A 17,746-nucleotide genomic window follows, 5' to 3' on the forward strand; every position below is an offset into this window, starting at 1 on the left:
TTGAAAAGGCTAAGACTGATGCCGAAGCGGCGAAAGCAGCAGCTCAAGCAAAAGTTGAGGCATTACCAGCGACAGAACAAACTGCCAAAGATGCGCTTGATGAACGCTTAGAAGCATTGACTGACCCAGTGATTACAGTTCCTGCGGTGAACGATGCAGATGGCAACAATGAAATCGACCCTGTGACTTTAGCGACGATTAATGAAGACCAATCGTTTATCGTGAGTAAAGCAACATTGTTGGCTAAAGCTTTGAATCCGAATGCTACGATTACCAATTTAAGTTCGGCTGACGGTACATTTACGGACAACGGCAATGGCACATGGACATTTACACCAAAAGCGAACTATGCAGGTAATGCACAGTTCACTTATAAGATTGATGGTGTAAATGCTTCTGCAAAAGTTGCAATTACTGCCGTTGCCGATGCAGTCAACATTACCCTAAAACAAGATATTTGGGATAACAATGCTTCAGGCGGTGCAACAGGAACAGTGCCATTACAAACCCCACCACCATCGACTGGACTGATCTTCAAAAAATATACCAATATTTTAGAGGATGCATACGTTGGGAGTGGTAGTACTGCTGTCAATTTAAGAGCTGCGTTTAAAGCCAATATTTTGGAAGGCAAAATGGAGGCTAAAACACCGACAGAGCAAGGGCGTGAACTGACTGTAAGTGGTGACATTACCCAAAGGAATGGCGTATCTTTCACTGGACTCATCTACTTAGAAGCAGGTAAACAATACAGCTTCAAAGGTTACTCAGATGACGGTATGCATATTGAACTAGGTGGTCAAGTACTGGTCACTACAACTGGTGATGCTTATGGAAACTATGGTCCAACTGCGAATAATGCAAATGGTATCCCGAATGTGGGTGTCTTTACTCCAGCACAATCGGGTTATTACACCTTAGAAGCCTATTTCACCAATATGAATGATGCGGGCAGCTACTCGATTGATATTTTGGAACGTCAAAATGGTGCAACGACATGGCCTACGACAGGTAAGCCATTAACCTCAGACAATTATTCAATTTATGGTACTGCTGAAGAATTGATTAGTTTAGGTGCTAATGTCGGTACATTTGTGCCAAATACGACAGGTAAAAATGACGGTGGTTATTTCTCTGCCGAAGCGGTGGATAATGGACTGAAAGATACCTTAATTAAACTGGCAGGTATTCAGGTTGATCTGATTGATACTGATGGTTCGGAAACAGTGACAGCCTTGGTGATGGGTGATATTCCAGTCGGTGCAATTTTGACCGATGGTACACACACCTTTACGGCAAGTAATGGCAATACTTCGGTCAGTATTAAAGATTGGGCATTGAACAAACTTAGTATTCAGCCACCTTTGGGTTATACAGGTACGTTTAAGCTTAAAGTTTCTGCCACTACGTTCGAAGGCAGTAATGGTGATACAAAAGTAACAGACAAAGATATGCCTGTTACGGTCATTGATTTTAACTCGGGTACAGGTGGTTTAGATCCGAACTTAAAAACGAGTAATGACTTGTTTACTAAAGGGACAACAGGTAATGACTTACTTAATGCACCAACGGTTGCAGCTGATGTAAGAAAGGTCAATGTAAGTATCAATGGTGAAACAGGTAAAAATACTCCATGGGCGATAAGTTTTGCTGGAGGAAAATCTGGCATAAGTATCACCAAAGTGGTTATTGATTTGAATACTTCTGTTAATGCGGATGTGCATTTTGGTGCATCTGGGGGGTTGTTTAGTCCAACCAAAAATTTATCGTCCTTTGATAGCAGTTCTGTTCACGATAGCATTATTAATAATACTTTAGTGAATAATTATGCAATCAGTGGAGATAAGAATAATTCGGGTAACCGCGAGCCGCAGATATTAACTATTAACTTTAATACAAGTGGAACCAATCAGTTTATTTCAGGCCAGAGCTTTAAATTTGCTGCCGATACCGATACTACTCAAGAAAGAAATGATAGTTATGCCGATCAGGTGGCGGGTTCAACCATTACTATTTACTTTAATGATGGTACTAGCCAAACACTGACGTACGAGCATCTAAGTGGCAGTGGAGCATCAAGCACAGCAGGTTCTGAGTTCGAAATCAACTATGCAAAAGGTGCTTATATCGATGGCGGTGAGGGTAGCGATACCATCTCTGGATCAGGTGGCAATGACTACCTTGTCGGTGGCGAGGGCAACGACATACTTCATGGCGGTGCAGGTAACGATTATCTTCTGGGTGGTTCAGGTGATGACACGCTCAATGGTAATGATGGCAATGACACACTCCTAGGCGGCGTAGGTAATGACATCCTTAATGGTGGTGCAGGTAACGATATCCTTGATGGTGGTGCAGGTAACGATATCCTGAATGGTGGTGCAGGTAATGACATTTTAACAGGTGGTTTAGGTATCGACACCCTCATTTACAATGTCTTGACTGCTGGCGATGCCACCGCAGGTAATGGTAAAGACAACTGGACGGATTTTGAAACACAAGACAAAATTCAGTTTGATCAGAATTTCTTTACTGGACTGCTTGCGTCTGATTTAAGTGATACTGCAAAGGTCGGGAAGTTTATTAGCGTCAGCAATGATGCGAATGGCAATGCCGTACTTAAAGTTGATCGTGATGGTGACTTAGCGACTTATGGCAAAACTGATTTGCTGGTAATTGAACATCAAGCAGGTTTAACCTTGCAACAACTACTTGATAATCATCAAATTATCATTGGTTAATTTATGGGGGTAGATTGAGCTACGGCTTGATCTGCCCAGCACTTAAAAAAGCAGTGTGCGATGCATGCTGCTTTTCTTTGTTTTTAAATGCAGCTTGAAATGCGGCATCAGCGAATCAATTGTATAGTTGATTTTTATTGTAAATTTGTTATGAAAGATGTGGCGCACATGGCTTTAAAATAGGCAGGAATGCTGCTATAAAAAACAGCAGTACAACGCTTTTTTGATTTGTAACCATAATATAAAATTCGACACTTAGACCATGAAATTAACCCAATCCAAGATATGGTTATGCTTGTTTTTACCCATATCTAGCACGTTTAGCACTGCTTATGCAGCGCCCTCCTCATCTTATTTTGATGCCAGTAAAAATAGAATTCAGCAGCTATTCGCACCGCAATCTGCAACTGCAAACCAAGTCAACTTGCAGCAGTTTAAGCAATTTCCATTAGATATTCAGTCGCTACAAGAACTGTTGCCTGTAGTGACTAGCACGGCTCAAAATACTGGACATTCCACAACAAATGCCGCAACGGTCGGATATGTAGCCGAACTAGGCTTACAAGATGCCATTCAACAAGCGCTACAACGCCGCCCTGAAATTACCCGCAGTATTGCCACTTTGGCAGGGCAAGCCGCAAATATCGATGCAGCTAAGGCGCAGTATTATCCACAAATTTCAGGTGGTATCAGCACCGCTGACTTAACCACAGGTGAACGGGGCAGACAACTTTACAGCCTATCGGCAACCCAAGTCCTGTATGACTTTGGCAAAATTAAAAGTGCGGTCAATATTGAACAAGCCAAATTATTAGAAGAACAGGCCAATGTGCTCGTGAGTATTGATGATATTGCCTATCAAACCGCCAATGCCATCGTCAATATCAACCGTTATCGGGAAATTGTTAAAATTGCGCATCAGCAAATTCAAGGCATCGCTCGAATTGCCGAAATTGCCAATTTACGTGCGCAAGCAGGGATCAGTAGTCAGGCCGACCCCGTACAAGCTCAGTCCAATGTAGAGGCAGCTCAGTCCAATTTACTCGTCCAAGAAAGTCAACTCAAGCAATATCAACAAACGCTAAGAACCCTTTTGGGCTATGACGTGTCCAATATACAACTGAGCTTGCCTGATACCGTGATTCGTCATGCAGGGCTATATGAAGAACCCAGCTTTAGCCAAATTCCGAAAATGATGGCGGCACAGGCTGCGGTACAAGTGGCACAATACCAAAGCCAAGAAACCAAACGCAGTGTTTACCCTAGTATTTATGTCAAAGGCAGTTTAAATCAGGCACTTAATGGAAAAAATCCCAATAATAATGAAGATGATGGCATGTATAGTTCAGTCATGCTAGAAGCCAACAGCAATTTTTTCCAAGGCGGTGCTTTACGTGCCAAACAACGCTCAGCGGCGTATGCCGAGCAGGCAGCCAAAGCCGAGGTGCAAAGCGTGTACTTAGATGTTTTAGATCAAATTCGCTTGATTCGAGAGCAAATTGATAATAAACAAAAGCAAATGGAGGTTTTAGCACTGCGAAAAAACACCACTGCCCGTACCAAAGAACTGTATCAAGAACAATATAAATTGGGCACCCGTACCGTGGTGGACTTGTTAAATTCCGAGCAGGCAATTCACAGTGCAGCGCAAGAAATTGAAACCGCCCGTTACGATATTTATGCAGGCTTAATTCAATATATTCATGTCACAGGGCGCTCCCGTGATCTTTACCAACTCAATAACACTAAAATTCAAGGGGTGGAGATTCAGCCATGAGTACCGCTATGCACTACCAGCCTTGGCTACAAGCCGTTTTAACAATTGCCAAACATTATCGCATTGAAGCTTCGGAAGAGCGTTTACGTTTACAACTGGACTGGAACCCTAACCCATCTAGCGATGAGTTGGTGACTCTGATGGGGCGGCAAATTGGCCTACAGGTCAGAGCCAGTGCCTTTAGTCCCGAAATCTTAAACCCTTGGCGTTTACCTGTGCTCATTGCCATGCACGATGGGCAGGTCGGGGTGTTAGATAAACTCGATGCCGCAGGCAATGCCAGCGTACAATTTAGCGGTGACCAAGGCTTGGCACAAGTGCTCACGCTGCAACAACTGCAACACAGCATACAACATGTCTATATTTTACGCCCTGAAAAATCGATCCCCGATGTGCGGATTGATGAATATGTCAAACCCTATGAGTCGAGCTGGTTTTGGTCAATTGTCCTGCGGGATTGGAAACGCTATATCGATGTCATGTTTGCCTCTTTAATGGCCAATATTTTGGCTTTGGCGACGGTTTTATTTTCCATGAACGTCTATGATCGGGTGATTCCAGCCCAATCGATTCCGACCTTGTGGGTGTTGGCAGGTGGGGTATTGTTGGCGGCGATCTTTGAATTTAGCATCCGTGTCGCCCGTATTTATTTGTCGGATATTATTGGCAAACGGGCCGATTTGAAAATTTCAGATCGGGTTTTTGGTCATGCGCTACGCATTAAAAATAAAGACCGTTCCAAGTCCACAGGCACCTTTATTTCCCAAATTCGAGAACTGGAAGGCGTACGGGAATTGGTGACTTCGACCACCATTTCAGCGGTGGCCGATTTACCGTTTTTCTTATTGTTCTTGGGCATTTTTTGGTTAATTGGCGGCGATTTATTTTGGGTGATGTTGGCTGTGGTGCCGTTGATGATTTTACCAGGGATTTTGATTCAAAAACCGTTGGCGAAATTGGCTGCTGAAGGTATGCGCGAAGGGGCAATTCGTAATGCCACCTTGGTCGAAGCGGTACAGGGCATTGAAGATATTAAATTATTACGTGCCGAAGCACGCTTTCAAAACCAATGGAACCATATGAATGAAGTCTCGGCAGAGATTTCGATGCGTCAGCGCAAATTGGTGGGCGTGGTTGGCGCATGGACGCAAAAAGTCCAAGGTCTAACCTTTGCCATTGTGGTTTTGGTGGGCTGTTTTGCAGTCATGAAAGGCGATATGACCACGGGAGCCTTGGTGGCCTGTTCGATTTTATCCTCTCGGATGCTGGGGCCGATTGCCCAAATTTCGGGGGTGCTGGGACGTTTGCAACAAGCCAAAGTGGCCAAAACCAGTTTGGATGAATTGATGAAAAAACCTGTCGATCAGGCGGAACATGCCCATCTGATTCATCGTACAGCTTTGCACGGTCAGTATGAGCTCAGCCAAACCCTATTTAAATATGCCGAAGATGATGCGCAAGCGACTTTGGCAATTCAAAAACTCGAGATTCGTGCAGGGGAAAAAATTGCAATTTTAGGTCGCAATGGCGCAGGGAAATCGACCCTGTTACAACTGTTGGCAGGTATGCAAGAACCTGTACAAGGCAAAATTAAACTGGATGGGGTGGATTTGGGTTTAATTGACCCTGCCGATGTGCGTCGTGATATGGGCTTGCTCAATCAAAATGCCCATTTATTTTTTGGAACGGTGCGGGAAAATCTTAAATTGGGCGCACCCTTGGCCACAGATCAAGACATTTTAACGGTCTTGAAAATGACAGGGGCTTTGGATTTTGTGTTGGCGAAAAAAGAAGGTTTAGATCATCAGGTCTTGGAAGGTGGAGCAGGTTTTTCGGGCGGACAACGTCAGGCTTTACTCTTGTCACGGCTGTTATTACGTCAGCCGAATATTGTGCTGCTCGATGAACCGACCGCAGCCTTGGATGATGTCACTGAAAAACAATTGATTGATCATTTACACACGTGGCTGGGGCAAAAAACCTTGGTGATTGCCACCCACCGTCGTGCAGTGCTGGAATTGGTGGATCGTATTATTGTGTTACAAGACGGAAAAATTGTGATGGATGGCAGTAAACAACAGATCTTGCAGCAGTCAGTTTCCAATCAGGCGGAGGCAACAGCATGAGCCAGCAATCCTCGCAACCGAACAAAGTGACACACATTGAACCGCCTTTGCCAAGTGCCAGCTTATTTATTTGGATTATTGGCATAGGCTTGTTTGTGTTGTTGGCATGGGCGTGGTTATTCCAGCTTGAAGAAGTGTCCACAGGCACGGGAAAAGTGGTGCCTTCCTCTAAAGAACAAACTATTCAGTCACTTGAAGGCGGGATTTTAACCAAGCTCAATGTGCAAGAAGGACAAATTGTACAACAGGGGCAGGTGTTGGCACAGCTTGATCCGACCCGTTTGGCCTCCAATGTGGGTGAGTCGGCATCATTATTATTGGCCTCGCAAGCCACGGCTGCACGGTTGCGTGCCGAAGTGAATGGTACAGCACTGCATTTTCCTGCCGAAGTCTTAAAAGATCCCGCATTGGTACGTGAAGAAACCGCATTGTATCAATCTCGTCGTTTTAATTTAGAGGAGTCTTTGGCGGGTTTGCAGCAGGCTTTGCTGTTGGTACAGCAAGAGCTGGGCATGACCGAACCATTGGTGGCCAAAGGTGCAGCCAGTGAAGTGGAAGTGTTACGCTTAAAACGCCAAGCCAATGAACTGCGGAATCAAATGAACGATGTCCGTAACCAATATTTGGTCAAAGCCCGTGAAGAATTGGCCAAAGCCAATACCGACATTGAAACGCAAGGACAAATTGTGAAGGGTAAGTCGGACAGCCTGAGCCGTACCGTCTTTAAGTCACCTGTACGCGGGATTGTCAAAGAAATTAATGTCATGACCTTAGGTGGGGTGGTGGCACAAAATGGCAAGCTGATGACTTTGGTACCGCTGGATGAAAAACTGCTGATTGAAGCGCGGATTTCACCACGAGATATTGCCTTTATTCACCCAGGTCAGGAAGCATTGGTTAAAGTCACCGCCTATGACTATTCCATTTATGGCGGACTCAAAGGTAAAGTCACGGTGATTTCACCCGACACCATTCGGGATGAGGTCAAGCAAGACCAGTTTTATTATCGGGTCTATATTCAAACCAACAGCGATAAACTGAACAATAAAGCAGGGCAGCAGTTTAGTATTACCCCAGGTATGGTAGCCACAGTGGATATTAAAACGGGTCAGAAAAGCGTGTTAGATTATCTGATTAAACCGTTTAATAAAGCGCAAGAGGCGTTAAGAGAGCGTTAAGATTTTGGTTTAAATCAGGTTTTTAGTAATACTTATTGGCTATTTGTTTAAGCTTTGAGGGTTGCTTAGTTTTTACCCGAGTGTTCGAAATTGCATTGAACTGCAAGCACAGTCTGTAATAGAAATGAACAATGAGCGCCACAGGCGCTCATTTTTATGGCTGTTTTTGCAGTTAAAAGCTGCGGGAGAGACCGAAGAACAATGGGGTCTGATGCGCTTGATCAATTAAAGGGCTGTTTGAAACTTTGGATGGCAAAATCTTATGGGTCACCACCGCACTGCTACGCCAGTTGGCATTGATGTTATAACTCGCGCCAAGCGAAACGTGAGGAATCACCACGTTCTCTGGATGATATTGAGTGACACCTTTGGCCACTTCAGCATCTAAGGTACCATAATAATAATTCGCTCGATCATCCGATAACCACGTTGCGCCAATATTCGGAATGATGCTGAGTTGCGGGGTTAAGCGCCAAAAATATTGATAATTCAGTTTTGCGGCCGCCGCATCACTGGCATTACCGATATCGGTGAGCACTTGAGTCGAGAGGACACCGTATTGACCTTTCCACATGCATTCTAAGCTAGCATCTGCACTCATCTGCACTCATCTGCACTCATCTGCCGATCTTCAAGTTGTTCTCTGCTTAAATTGTGCTTGGCTAGTTTGGCACGATTCAAATCATCTACCTCTAAAACATCCAGATTGGCGCTTAAAATTGCACTGATGTTAAATGCCTGATCTTGATATAAATGCATACCACCATAACGGTGACTGGACTTGAGTCAAGAGTATCTGGCTGTACCTTGACGCAGAATCAACAAGGAAACCGAGGGATCACGGGGTGTAATTCGATCACAGATTGGATGAAATCATATGAAGAATATATTTTCTCAGACTGGACTGACCTTGATTGAGCTGATAATTACGATTGCCATTCTAAGTTTGCTGTTGATGATGGGGAGCAGTCTGAGACAGCGTTGATTATAGTGCAAAAGAGAGCTCGAAGAAGTGAACCGTACCGAGTTTGTTGGAGCCCCATTTTCTTGAGATAAGAAGGATTGCTTCGCAAGACGTAGCAAAGCGTAGTGTCCCGATGAAAAAAGTAAAATATACCCCCCGAAATCAGAGAAAGCGCAGTTCAATAATTAGGGTCTGTTGACACTTACTGTTCATAATTAACCCTATAAAGGTAGCCATAAAAATATACAGGCTAAGGCAACAGAACTTTGATAATTTCTTTTGAGCTTGTCATATCGAGTAGCTATTCCTCTAAATTGCTTTAATCTACAAAACATATTTTCAACTAAATGCCTGATTTTATATAAATACCAGTCCATATGGTCATTGTTCGATTGGCTATTCGTTTTCTTTGGTATATTCGCTTTAGTCCCTGTTTTCCTGATCTGTTCACGCAGTGGTTCTGAATCATAGCCTTTATCTGCGCATACCACCTTTGTCTCTTTTAAATCTAATGTTGATATTAAATCAGGCGCAACTTTAACATCATGTGTGGTTCCATCGGTAATCATGAAATCAATAGGATTGCCATGTGCATCAACAATCAAATGTATTTTTGAGGAGTTTCCTCCTACACTTTTAGAAATAGATTGATTCGCTATGCCGGCAGAATGTTGATGAGCACGTACATGAGAGCCATCAATAAAAATCCACTCCATATCGGGGCATGATGCTAATAATTTGAATAATCTAAGTAACTTACCGCTGCTTGACCAACGATTAAAACGTTTGAAAATAGAGTTGGAATGACCAAAACAAGAAGGAATATCTCGCCACGGACAGCCTGTTCTAATTCTATAGAGAATAGCTTCAATAAAATTGCGTAAATTTGAGTTGTGGTGAATGGATAAATTACGCAGAATAACTTTCAACTTTTGCCAGTGTTGATCTGTCAGCATGGTACGAGGCATAGCGAATAGTAAAATTGGGTTTGGCGATTTGATTTTACTACTTCGCTATTTTTTTAAGCTAAAAGTGTCAACACACCCTAATAGAATCCGAAAAAGATTATCCATCGAATTGGGCCGCAATTACAGCTAAGATTGGTTGTACGCCTGAAACACTTTGTATTCTTGTCAAAGTACAATAGATAATGGTCTGACCATTGAAAATAAGAGGTATTTTACTATTTTAATAGTTATATAATAGCGAAAACTGACTATATTTTACTATTAAAATAGAATTATAGAGGGGTATACAACACACCATGGAAATCATAAATTGATCAGTAAATTAATCAGTTTTAAAAAGTTCCTCTTGGTGTAATGCAGCGATAGGTCTATGCAGGGTAACAGGCGCTATGTCATCTAACTCATTAAGCTGAACAGATCGTGGGCGACCAATACATGCTAGATGTAAGCAAAATTTAAATGCAGCAAGAGCATGACCATCTTTTACTGAGTAGAGTTGTAGACGAGGAAATTCCTCTTGAGTTGATGGATGTTTATCTGTTGATGCTTTTGCTAATTTGAAAAGTTGAGGCTGTTGTTTAGCATCTAACTTTGTTTGCAAATCTTGTCCAAGTAAGTGCCAAAATTTGGCAGGAAATAAAGCCTTAACTTGGGAGTAAAAATGTTCGAGTTGATCGATATCCTTCCAGCGATAATGGATACCGGTATGTGAAGCAGTCACTCGATTTAAAAATACATTCAGGACGTATGCAATTTGTGTTGGTTTTTTACGAGCTATTTTCTGTAGATGTTCAAAAAAATAAGTCACTGCATGAAGCTCTTCAGCGCTATCAAGCATTGCTGGTTTTAAGTGGGTTGAGCTATCAATACTAAATAAACGGGGATTCCCTTTTTTTGATTTAATGTTTGCTAAATTTAGGGCATTTTCATACCAATAATTGACGAGTTCTTCTGGCAAGCACATACGTTGAGCTGTACTTTTAGGATCTTTAGTAGTCTCCAATATATTGAGCGTTTCATAGAAGCGTTGAAGTGAAATTTTAGAATCTTCTGTTCCAACAAAGAAATCAAAAAAATCATGGGATTGATCTATTTGTAACGACAGTTCATCTAAAATGTCAGTAGCATTACTTTGAAGCCATTTTGTTCGATCGTTCAATAATATAGTTGCTAGAGCGGCCTGGTTTTTTTCAAAATTAAAGTCTTTTTCATCATTTGTTATTTGCAAATTTTTAAACGTTGCATTGTGGCCCATAATTTTTTTAGCCAATTCATTAGGCATATCTGGATGATGTTTTAGTAGTTTTTGACCAGCTATGAAATAACTTAAATGAATATAGCTTTTGAATGTTTCAACTGGCTCTATATGTCCTAAGAGATGTGCAATAACAAACCAATGGTTTTGTCCATGTTGATTTTGAAGTAGCTCAGCTCGAATTTTTTGATATTCATTTTCGCTATAGTCAGTTAGCTTTTGCACAAGTGGTGCATATTCACAATTCAGTAAAAGTGATAAATGATTCGCTGCCGTGTGACGAAAAGAGTGAAAGGAGTAATGATGCTCTTTAAAGACCTGATTTAATATCAGTTTTAGGGGCACAGTGACAGTGTGTTTATTCAGTTTTTTATTTTCATTCAAGTTGCTGAATAAATATAAACTTTTCTTATTCTCTAAACGTTTTTCAACAACAAAATCGCTAAAGAATTGGTACTCATCATCTTTTAGCAAAGCGTAGGCAGGCACAATCCGTTCCGCACTATCAGTTTTGAGCAGATGTTGATTCCCTTGTTTTTTTGAACCATAAGGTTGAACCCAGATAGAAAATTGATTTAAACCCTCGATATCTTTTACACGTAACCCGAGTATTTCGTTAATACGCATACCAGTACGGTAAGCCAAAATATAAATAATTTTTAATAATTTATAGTGATGGTCTGAGATGGATTGGTCATGTAAGAGCTGATTTAACTTCTTTAATATGACCTGGAAGGCTGTATGACCAATGATGCGTGCACGAGGTCTACTTTGCGATGCAATAAATTCAAGTTCGAAATCTTCTGCTTGAAAAACAATTTGTTGAAAGGTGTGAAAGCGTTTCAACATGCGGATTGTTTGGTCTTTAGATTTTTTAAACTCAGGTCGATCTGCTTCATCAGCAAGTCGTGTATTGCTAATGATTTGTTGATAGATTTTGTTCAGCAGATCATTAATGTCATCGTCGGCATCGAAGTATTGTAAGGCATGAGTTAAAAACGGTTCTGCGATCCGGGTGTAATATGTATAGATTGAACTATCTGCGAGTTTTTGATTGTCTTGAAATGCCTTCGTGTACTGAGTTGTATCAAAATCAAAGGTGGTTGATAATTCTTTTATTTGCTCGGAACTTGGTCGATAGAGACTGATGAGCCATAAAATAATACGTTTAGAAAACTCATTAAACTGTTCTTGGTGACGCAGGCAAAAATCAATAATAAGTTCAGCAATGGGTTGTTCCGTTGATGATGTGCGAATAATTTTCAGCAAGTTTTTATGAATAAATATGACATTTTCTACTGCTTCAGACGTATTGAGATCTGGTAGGACTTTGGCTGTAGAAGAGACATTTCGTTCGATTTCATCACTTAATTGAGTTTTAAATTTTGGGAATGCAAAGTTTTCAAACTCATGTTCTGATAAACCACACGTGAGTGTGTTTTCTAACAAACATTGTGAAAGGGCAGGATCAACATCTGCATTCTGCAGTTGTAGCCAATTAAAATTGGCGTAGTCACGTAAAAACTTAAAAGTCTTTTTGGTGTATGGATGTTTTACTTTTTGAAAAATGAGGTGCAGATACGCATTCACGTCTAGACTGATGTCACGAATTTGTCTTGTATTGAAGTGAATGAGCCAGAGTCGTGTGAGTTGATCTGGAACAAAATTACGTGATTTTCGTATTGTTTTTTCATCAACAAATAGATCGCCATAGCTTGGAGAAAGTGGCTCTAAAAAGATGATATTAAAATCGAAAATTTTTTGGATTTTTTCAGGGTTTTTTAAATGTTCGAGCAAAGCATTTAATGAAGCTGTTTGATTTAACCCACCGTATAACATTGAGCAAAGTAGAATATTCCCAATAATTTCATCATCAGAAAAAGCGGAACTATCTTGAGCAAGAATCCAGTAATCCCACAGTTTTTCGAGGATGATGTCAATTTCATGACCGGCTTGGATCCAATCTAGGGTGAAAATTGGTTCATCGCGTTTCATCTCAAAGGTGAGATAAGGTAGTGGGAGGTCTAGGTTATTACTTTTATTGAGGTCTTTGATATATGTTCGGAAGAATTCATGAGCATATTTTTTCCAGGCAAGATTCGGTGCTTTACGTTTAATAAACTCATAAATTGCAGGATAAGCTTGAATTAAGTCTTCATTTGAGAATTTTTGTTCATCAAAGTATTGTCGGAGCTCTTGTTCTGCATTAGCTCGTATGTCGTTTTTAGACTCATCTCGTTTGAATTGACGTCTGTCTTCAGCATAGCGTTTTTCTGAGATTTTTTTATTGCGTGATGACATGAGCTTCAACACCTGTAATTTTAAAATATGTTTTCATTTGCTCTAAAACATCTGCAATTTTAGAAAATTGAGAGAGCGATAAACTGGAAAAAGGATGTGCTGCTTCTTGTTGCATGAGCTCATGTCCAAAGAGAGCTAAAATCTCAGGTTCAGAAAATTTATGAGTCAAAAATGCACGAGCTGTGTGGCGATGCCAATTTTCATGAGCAAGTCCTAATTCAGGATGGAAATTTTTGACTGTAGAATGACTTAGTGGTTTCCACTCATCATCTTGGATGATTCCCAAAAGGGGCAGCTTACTTGCTTCTATTTGTTGTATAGCATCACTTAAAGCTGGATGACTCATCATGATTTGAATCGAAAAATATTTTAAAAATTTAAGGAATTTTTTTATCTCTTCAACTAAAAATGAACAAAGTGGGATTAAACGTCCGAATCCATTGCGGCCGCCTGCTTCTTTGTCAGAAACCATCAAAATTTGGCGTTTTAAATTAAAGTTTTTAAGAAATCCAGGGAATTCAGCAACGGGGCGTGCTGCTGTAAAAAGAAGGAGGATATGCCACATCCATATGTTGTAGTGGTTGTATATAGCAATCAGATCGTCTTCGGCTTGTGAAAAAATATTAAACTTCAATACAGCAAAAATCTCTGTAATGATCTGTGGTTTTGGAGCTTTACGACTACCAAAATGAATTATTGAATCAGGGGGCGAAGGTACACAACTTTCATATGTGCTTGCTATATCTGCACAAAGTGATTTTAGAATATCAACATATTGTGCATGTAATCGTGGAATATTCTGATGACAATAAGAAATAGATGATGACTGATTGGCATCAATCCCTGTGATTAAATCTGCGAGTTGTTTATTCCCTGTTTTTGCAAGAACCGTATGATGCAGTAGAGAACTCACCTTTACGACAGACAGTTTTGGAATCAATAATTCTTGTCTTAATTTGCGTAAATATTGCTGTATATCATCGAAACTAACCGAATCCATTTTGCGGAGATCCTCAATGAATAGATTCGGGATTGGAATGTCTAAATAGATCGTCTGATTAAGTAAGCTTGTTGAATACTCAAAATCACGGTTCTCAAATACATTAAATTTACTGTTTAAGAAGAATTGATCATTTTTATGGATCAATTTTTGGCGGTTATTTAAGTTTTTAGCTCGCTTGCTTTGTATACATAGCCACTCATTCACACTGTTGCCTGTCAAAAATGCGAGCATCAGGATTAAAGCACTTTTATTTTGATGTTCAGAGTAGTCCACATGAAGTCTTTTCAGTAGATGGTTCACGCTAGATGGATTCGGAAAAAAACTACTCGACGTAAGTAAATGTTCTTTGCGTTGAATATGTTTTGCAACAAGCGGTAGAATATAATTTTGACTTGTTTCTGAATGTGCTGCGAGTGGTGTGACGTCAGTTGGATTGACAACAATTTGTCGATTAATCGGCTCATCGATTAAGGTTTCTATATTCAGTGCTTTAGATTTAGCCCCTTTTTTGATTTCGATACTTTCTTCAATGAATTGTTCTTCATCAAGAAACTGATGTTGAAGCTGCGTATCGATACTTGCACGTGCAATCTTCGCTTTGTTTTTTAAAATGTAGTTAAAAGTAATCCGAATATCATTGAGTAGATTGCGATCAAACTCAGGCAATTCATCCGTATCTAATGTGATCAGATGTTGAATAAATTGTTCTAAGCTCTGTGTTGGATCTTGAAGATAGGTACTCCAGAGACGTTGATACTCTTCTGTATTTTGATATTTTTTTTCAGTATCTAAATTTTTATTTGCAGTCCTAAAGCGTTGGAATAAGCGCTTTACGGTATTGAAGTGTTCTGTGTGTGCTTGTTTAAAAAGATCTGGCTTGAGCTCAGGAAGAGCAATTAAATAAATTGCTGCTTTTAAAACTAGAATATTCCAATTTTTTGCATGCGTCTGCGATTCAGATAATTGCGAAATTGAATTGATATATGACGTAATGGGTAAATCACTGATCTTAACTTTTTTAGAAAAAGAGATTACTGAAGGTTTGGGCAGATTTGACTGAAATTCTACATCGATGTCAAAGCAATCGAGATTGAGACCATCTAGACAGTTGTCAGTCTGTTGAGAAGACAATAGTTCAATCACAAAGTTGATATGTTGTGCACGTTCAAATTGCTCATCACCGAACAATTTTTCAATTGTTCTTTTAATTGAAATCATTGGTAAATCAAAATGTTCGTTTAGATCATTAGACATTTAAGATCTCCAAATTTTTTCTGCACTCAGATCGCTATTTGAGTGATCTAAGAGATCTTTTACACATCTGCTGTGTAATGATAATTCATTAAAAATCTGTGTACGTTCTTGCTTGATCTTTTTCATCCGCTGATTGAGTTGGTTTCGAGAGCATGAAAGTAGTTGTGCTAGCAGTTCCAGACTCATTTGATGATGTGGTTTTAAAGATGATTGTTTGTTAAGGATTAATAGTGTTTGACGTGAAAGATGTTTGTTAATTAAATACAATGTTTTTCGTGGATTTAACGACCGAATATCAAATTTTGAAGTTTTAATGAAGTGAATAAATTCACGACTGCATAACTCCATCAGAAATGCTAACTCATCATCTGAAAAAGATTGTTGATTGTGAATAATTAAAGTGACTTCATTAATATCTTGCTTTAAATAGCTAAGATATAAGTGAATATTATTGAAAATCGAGTAGCCATCAAATTCTGAAGTTTTCCACACATGGAGTTCTTTTATGCGATTAGAAATATCTAAATCTGCAGTGAGATTTTTAAACATATTTAAGTAGCATAAGTTGAAACCATACGCCTGTGGATGAATGGTGATTCTGCTTTTTTTGAAATTTTTTAGAGTACTTATCTGTGTTGCTGGAAACTTTAAAAGTAGTTCAGATGTCAAATCCATGTGTGCTATTGAATAAAAATAATACAGTAATACTTACGTATATTTGGAGTTTTTGAAAATGGCAGGAGGAATCATTTTTTTCTTTTTTTTAAAGTTTATTTATTATTGAAAGTTTCAAATTTTCCTGCTCGATTAGATACTCACTATTAGTTAGCTATATTTGTGAGTTGGCAAAAAATATCATGTTTCTATTATGATGTTAGAGGTGGATCAGGAAATTTGAACAACACCTATAAGTGATATTTTGCTCCCCAAATGATGTTATAAACATCAATATATGGAGTATTTTATGACACGTAGACCAAGAAGAAATCATTCAAATGACTTTAAAGCTAAGGTAGCACTTGCTGCGATTAAAGCAGAAAAAACACTTGCTGAATTGAGTGCTGAATTTGATGTTCATCAAAACCAAATTATTGACTGGAAAAATCAATTGATTTCGGCTTCCTCGCAAGCCTTCGATCAATCAAAAGCTCCAGCAGAACCACCCATTGATCTAAAAAAACTACATGCAAAAATCGGTGAGCAGGCATTAGAAATTGATTTTTTAGAAGGTGTGTTGAAGAAACTGGGCCGCTTCAACCACAAAAGTTAATCGACGACTCACTTCAGATTTCAGTATCTAAGCAAGCTAAGCTACTGAAAGTCTCCCGTGGTTGTTATTACTATCGCCCAAAACCTGTGAGTGCATCAGATCTGAAGCTGATGCGCTGTATTGATGAATTACATATGCAATACCCTTTTGCAGGTAGCCGTATGATGCGTGATTTATTGAACCGTCAAGGACATCATATAGGACGACGTCATACACGTACTTTAATGAAAAAAATGGGCATTAATGCGTTATATCGTAAACCAAATCTAAGTCAGGCCAATCAAGCTCACCGTAAATATCCATATCTGCTCAAAGGATTGAATATTCAACGGAGTAATCAAGTGTGGGCAACGGATATAACATATATCCCTATGGCAAAAGGCTTTGTCTACTTATGTGCTGTGATTGATTGGTACAGCCGTAAGGTGCTTGCCCATAGCGTATCGATTAGTATGGAGGTTGCATTTTGTATAGAAACATTAAATGAAGCTATTGAAAAATATGGTCGACCTGAAATCTTTAATACAGACCAAGGCAGTCAATTTACCAGTGATGCGTTTATTGAAGTGTTAAAATCAAATGACATCCAAATCAGCATGGACGGTAAAGGTCGTTGGGTCGATAATGTGATGATTGAACGATTATGGCGCAGCGTTAAATATGAGGAGGTTTATCTCAAAGCCTACAGCAATGTTTTGGATGCGAAGAAGCAATTAAACGCATATTTTGAATTTTATAATTTGAAACGACCTCATTCGAGTCTGGACAAAATGACTCCAGATGAGTTTTACTATGACCAGCTACCACAACAAAATAAGGTAGCTTAACTAGAGCAGAATATCACTTATAAATAAGCTTTTAGTTGTTCAAACAAGTGGGACCACCTCTACCTATCTCCAATCGGTCTAC

Annotated in this window: 12 protein-coding genes; 6 read left to right on the plus strand and 6 right to left on the minus strand. The window is 39.8% G+C overall.

What is annotated here, in order from left to right; all coding sequences use genetic code 11:
* The 4 genes from F890_RS18710 to F890_RS00105 all read left to right on the plus strand — a co-directional run.
* The coding region (locus tag F890_RS18710; RefSeq protein WP_005265379.1) for a cadherin-like domain-containing protein at nt 1–2,741 on the plus strand (2,741 nt) is incomplete at its 5' end.
* Between the two features lie 262 nt (nt 2,742–3,003).
* On the plus strand, nt 3,004–4,518 hold the full coding sequence (locus F890_RS00095; protein WP_005265380.1) for a TolC family protein: 1,515 nt from the start codon (nt 3,004–3,006) through the stop codon (nt 4,516–4,518).
* Nucleotides 4,515–6,644: a type I secretion system permease/ATPase gene (locus F890_RS00100; protein ID WP_005265381.1), complete on the plus strand. Its 2,130-nt coding sequence runs from the start codon at nt 4,515–4,517 to the stop codon at nt 6,642–6,644. The genes F890_RS00095 and F890_RS00100 overlap by 4 nt, the downstream gene beginning before the upstream one ends.
* Nucleotides 6,641–7,822 carry an HlyD family type I secretion periplasmic adaptor subunit gene (locus F890_RS00105; RefSeq protein ID WP_005265382.1) on the plus strand — a complete coding sequence of 394 codons (1,182 nt, stop codon included), beginning with the start codon at nt 6,641–6,643 and terminating at the stop codon, nt 7,820–7,822. The genes F890_RS00100 and F890_RS00105 overlap by 4 nt, the downstream gene beginning before the upstream one ends.
* Nucleotides 7,823–7,994: 172 nt before the next feature.
* Here the strand turns inward: F890_RS00105 and F890_RS00110 are convergent, their stop codons facing one another.
* Together F890_RS00110 and F890_RS18715 are read right to left on the minus strand one after the other, a co-directional pair.
* On the minus strand, nt 7,995–8,423 hold the full coding sequence (locus tag F890_RS00110) for a MipA/OmpV family protein (RefSeq protein WP_005265384.1): 429 nt from the start codon (nt 8,421–8,423) through the stop codon (nt 7,995–7,997).
* A complete protein-coding gene (locus F890_RS18715) occupies nt 8,420–8,581 on the minus strand; it encodes a hypothetical protein (protein ID WP_005265385.1) in 162 nt (53 codons plus the stop codon). Before F890_RS18715 ends, F890_RS00110 begins: the two co-directional genes overlap by 4 nt.
* Nucleotides 8,582–8,699: 118 nt before the next feature.
* Here F890_RS18715 and F890_RS19355 point away from each other — a divergent pair, with 118 nt between their 5' ends.
* Nucleotides 8,700–8,807 carry a prepilin-type N-terminal cleavage/methylation domain-containing protein gene (locus F890_RS19355; protein WP_080593393.1) on the plus strand — a complete coding sequence of 36 codons (108 nt, stop codon included), beginning with the start codon at nt 8,700–8,702 and terminating at the stop codon, nt 8,805–8,807.
* 200 nt (nt 8,808–9,007) lie between these two features.
* Here the strand turns inward: F890_RS19355 and F890_RS00115 are convergent, their stop codons facing one another.
* From F890_RS00115 to F890_RS00130, 4 genes are all read right to left on the minus strand, one after another.
* The gene (locus tag F890_RS00115; protein WP_005262957.1) at nt 9,008–9,754 is read right to left on the minus strand and encodes an IS5-like element ISAba31 family transposase; all 747 of its coding nucleotides are present in this window, start codon (nt 9,752–9,754) and stop codon (nt 9,008–9,010) included.
* A gap of 322 nt (nt 9,755–10,076) precedes the next feature.
* Nucleotides 10,077–13,310, minus strand: coding sequence for a tyrosine-type recombinase/integrase (locus tag F890_RS00120; protein WP_005265386.1), 3,234 nt, complete (start codon nt 13,308–13,310; stop codon nt 10,077–10,079).
* The gene (locus F890_RS00125; protein ID WP_005265387.1) at nt 13,294–15,567 is read right to left on the minus strand and encodes a hypothetical protein; all 2,274 of its coding nucleotides are present in this window, start codon (nt 15,565–15,567) and stop codon (nt 13,294–13,296) included. Before F890_RS00125 ends, F890_RS00120 begins: the two co-directional genes overlap by 17 nt.
* On the minus strand, nt 15,568–16,242 hold the full coding sequence (locus F890_RS00130; RefSeq protein WP_005265388.1) for a hypothetical protein: 675 nt from the start codon (nt 16,240–16,242) through the stop codon (nt 15,568–15,570).
* A gap of 289 nt (nt 16,243–16,531) precedes the next feature.
* On the opposite strand from F890_RS00130, the gene F890_RS17790 reads away from it, so the two are divergent.
* Nucleotides 16,532–17,664, plus strand: a protein-coding gene (locus F890_RS17790; protein ID WP_227548722.1) for an IS3 family transposase whose coding sequence is annotated in 2 segments (ribosomal slippage) — nt 16,532–16,784 and nt 16,784–17,664 — 1,134 coding nt in all. Because the reading frame shifts where the segments join, the coding sequence is not laid out codon by codon here.
* Nucleotides 17,665–17,746: the final 82 nt, after the last annotated feature.

The sequence above is a fragment of the Acinetobacter sp. CIP 64.7 genome, assembly GCF_000369745.1.
GTDB lineage: Bacteria > Pseudomonadota > Gammaproteobacteria > Pseudomonadales > Moraxellaceae > Acinetobacter > Acinetobacter fasciculus.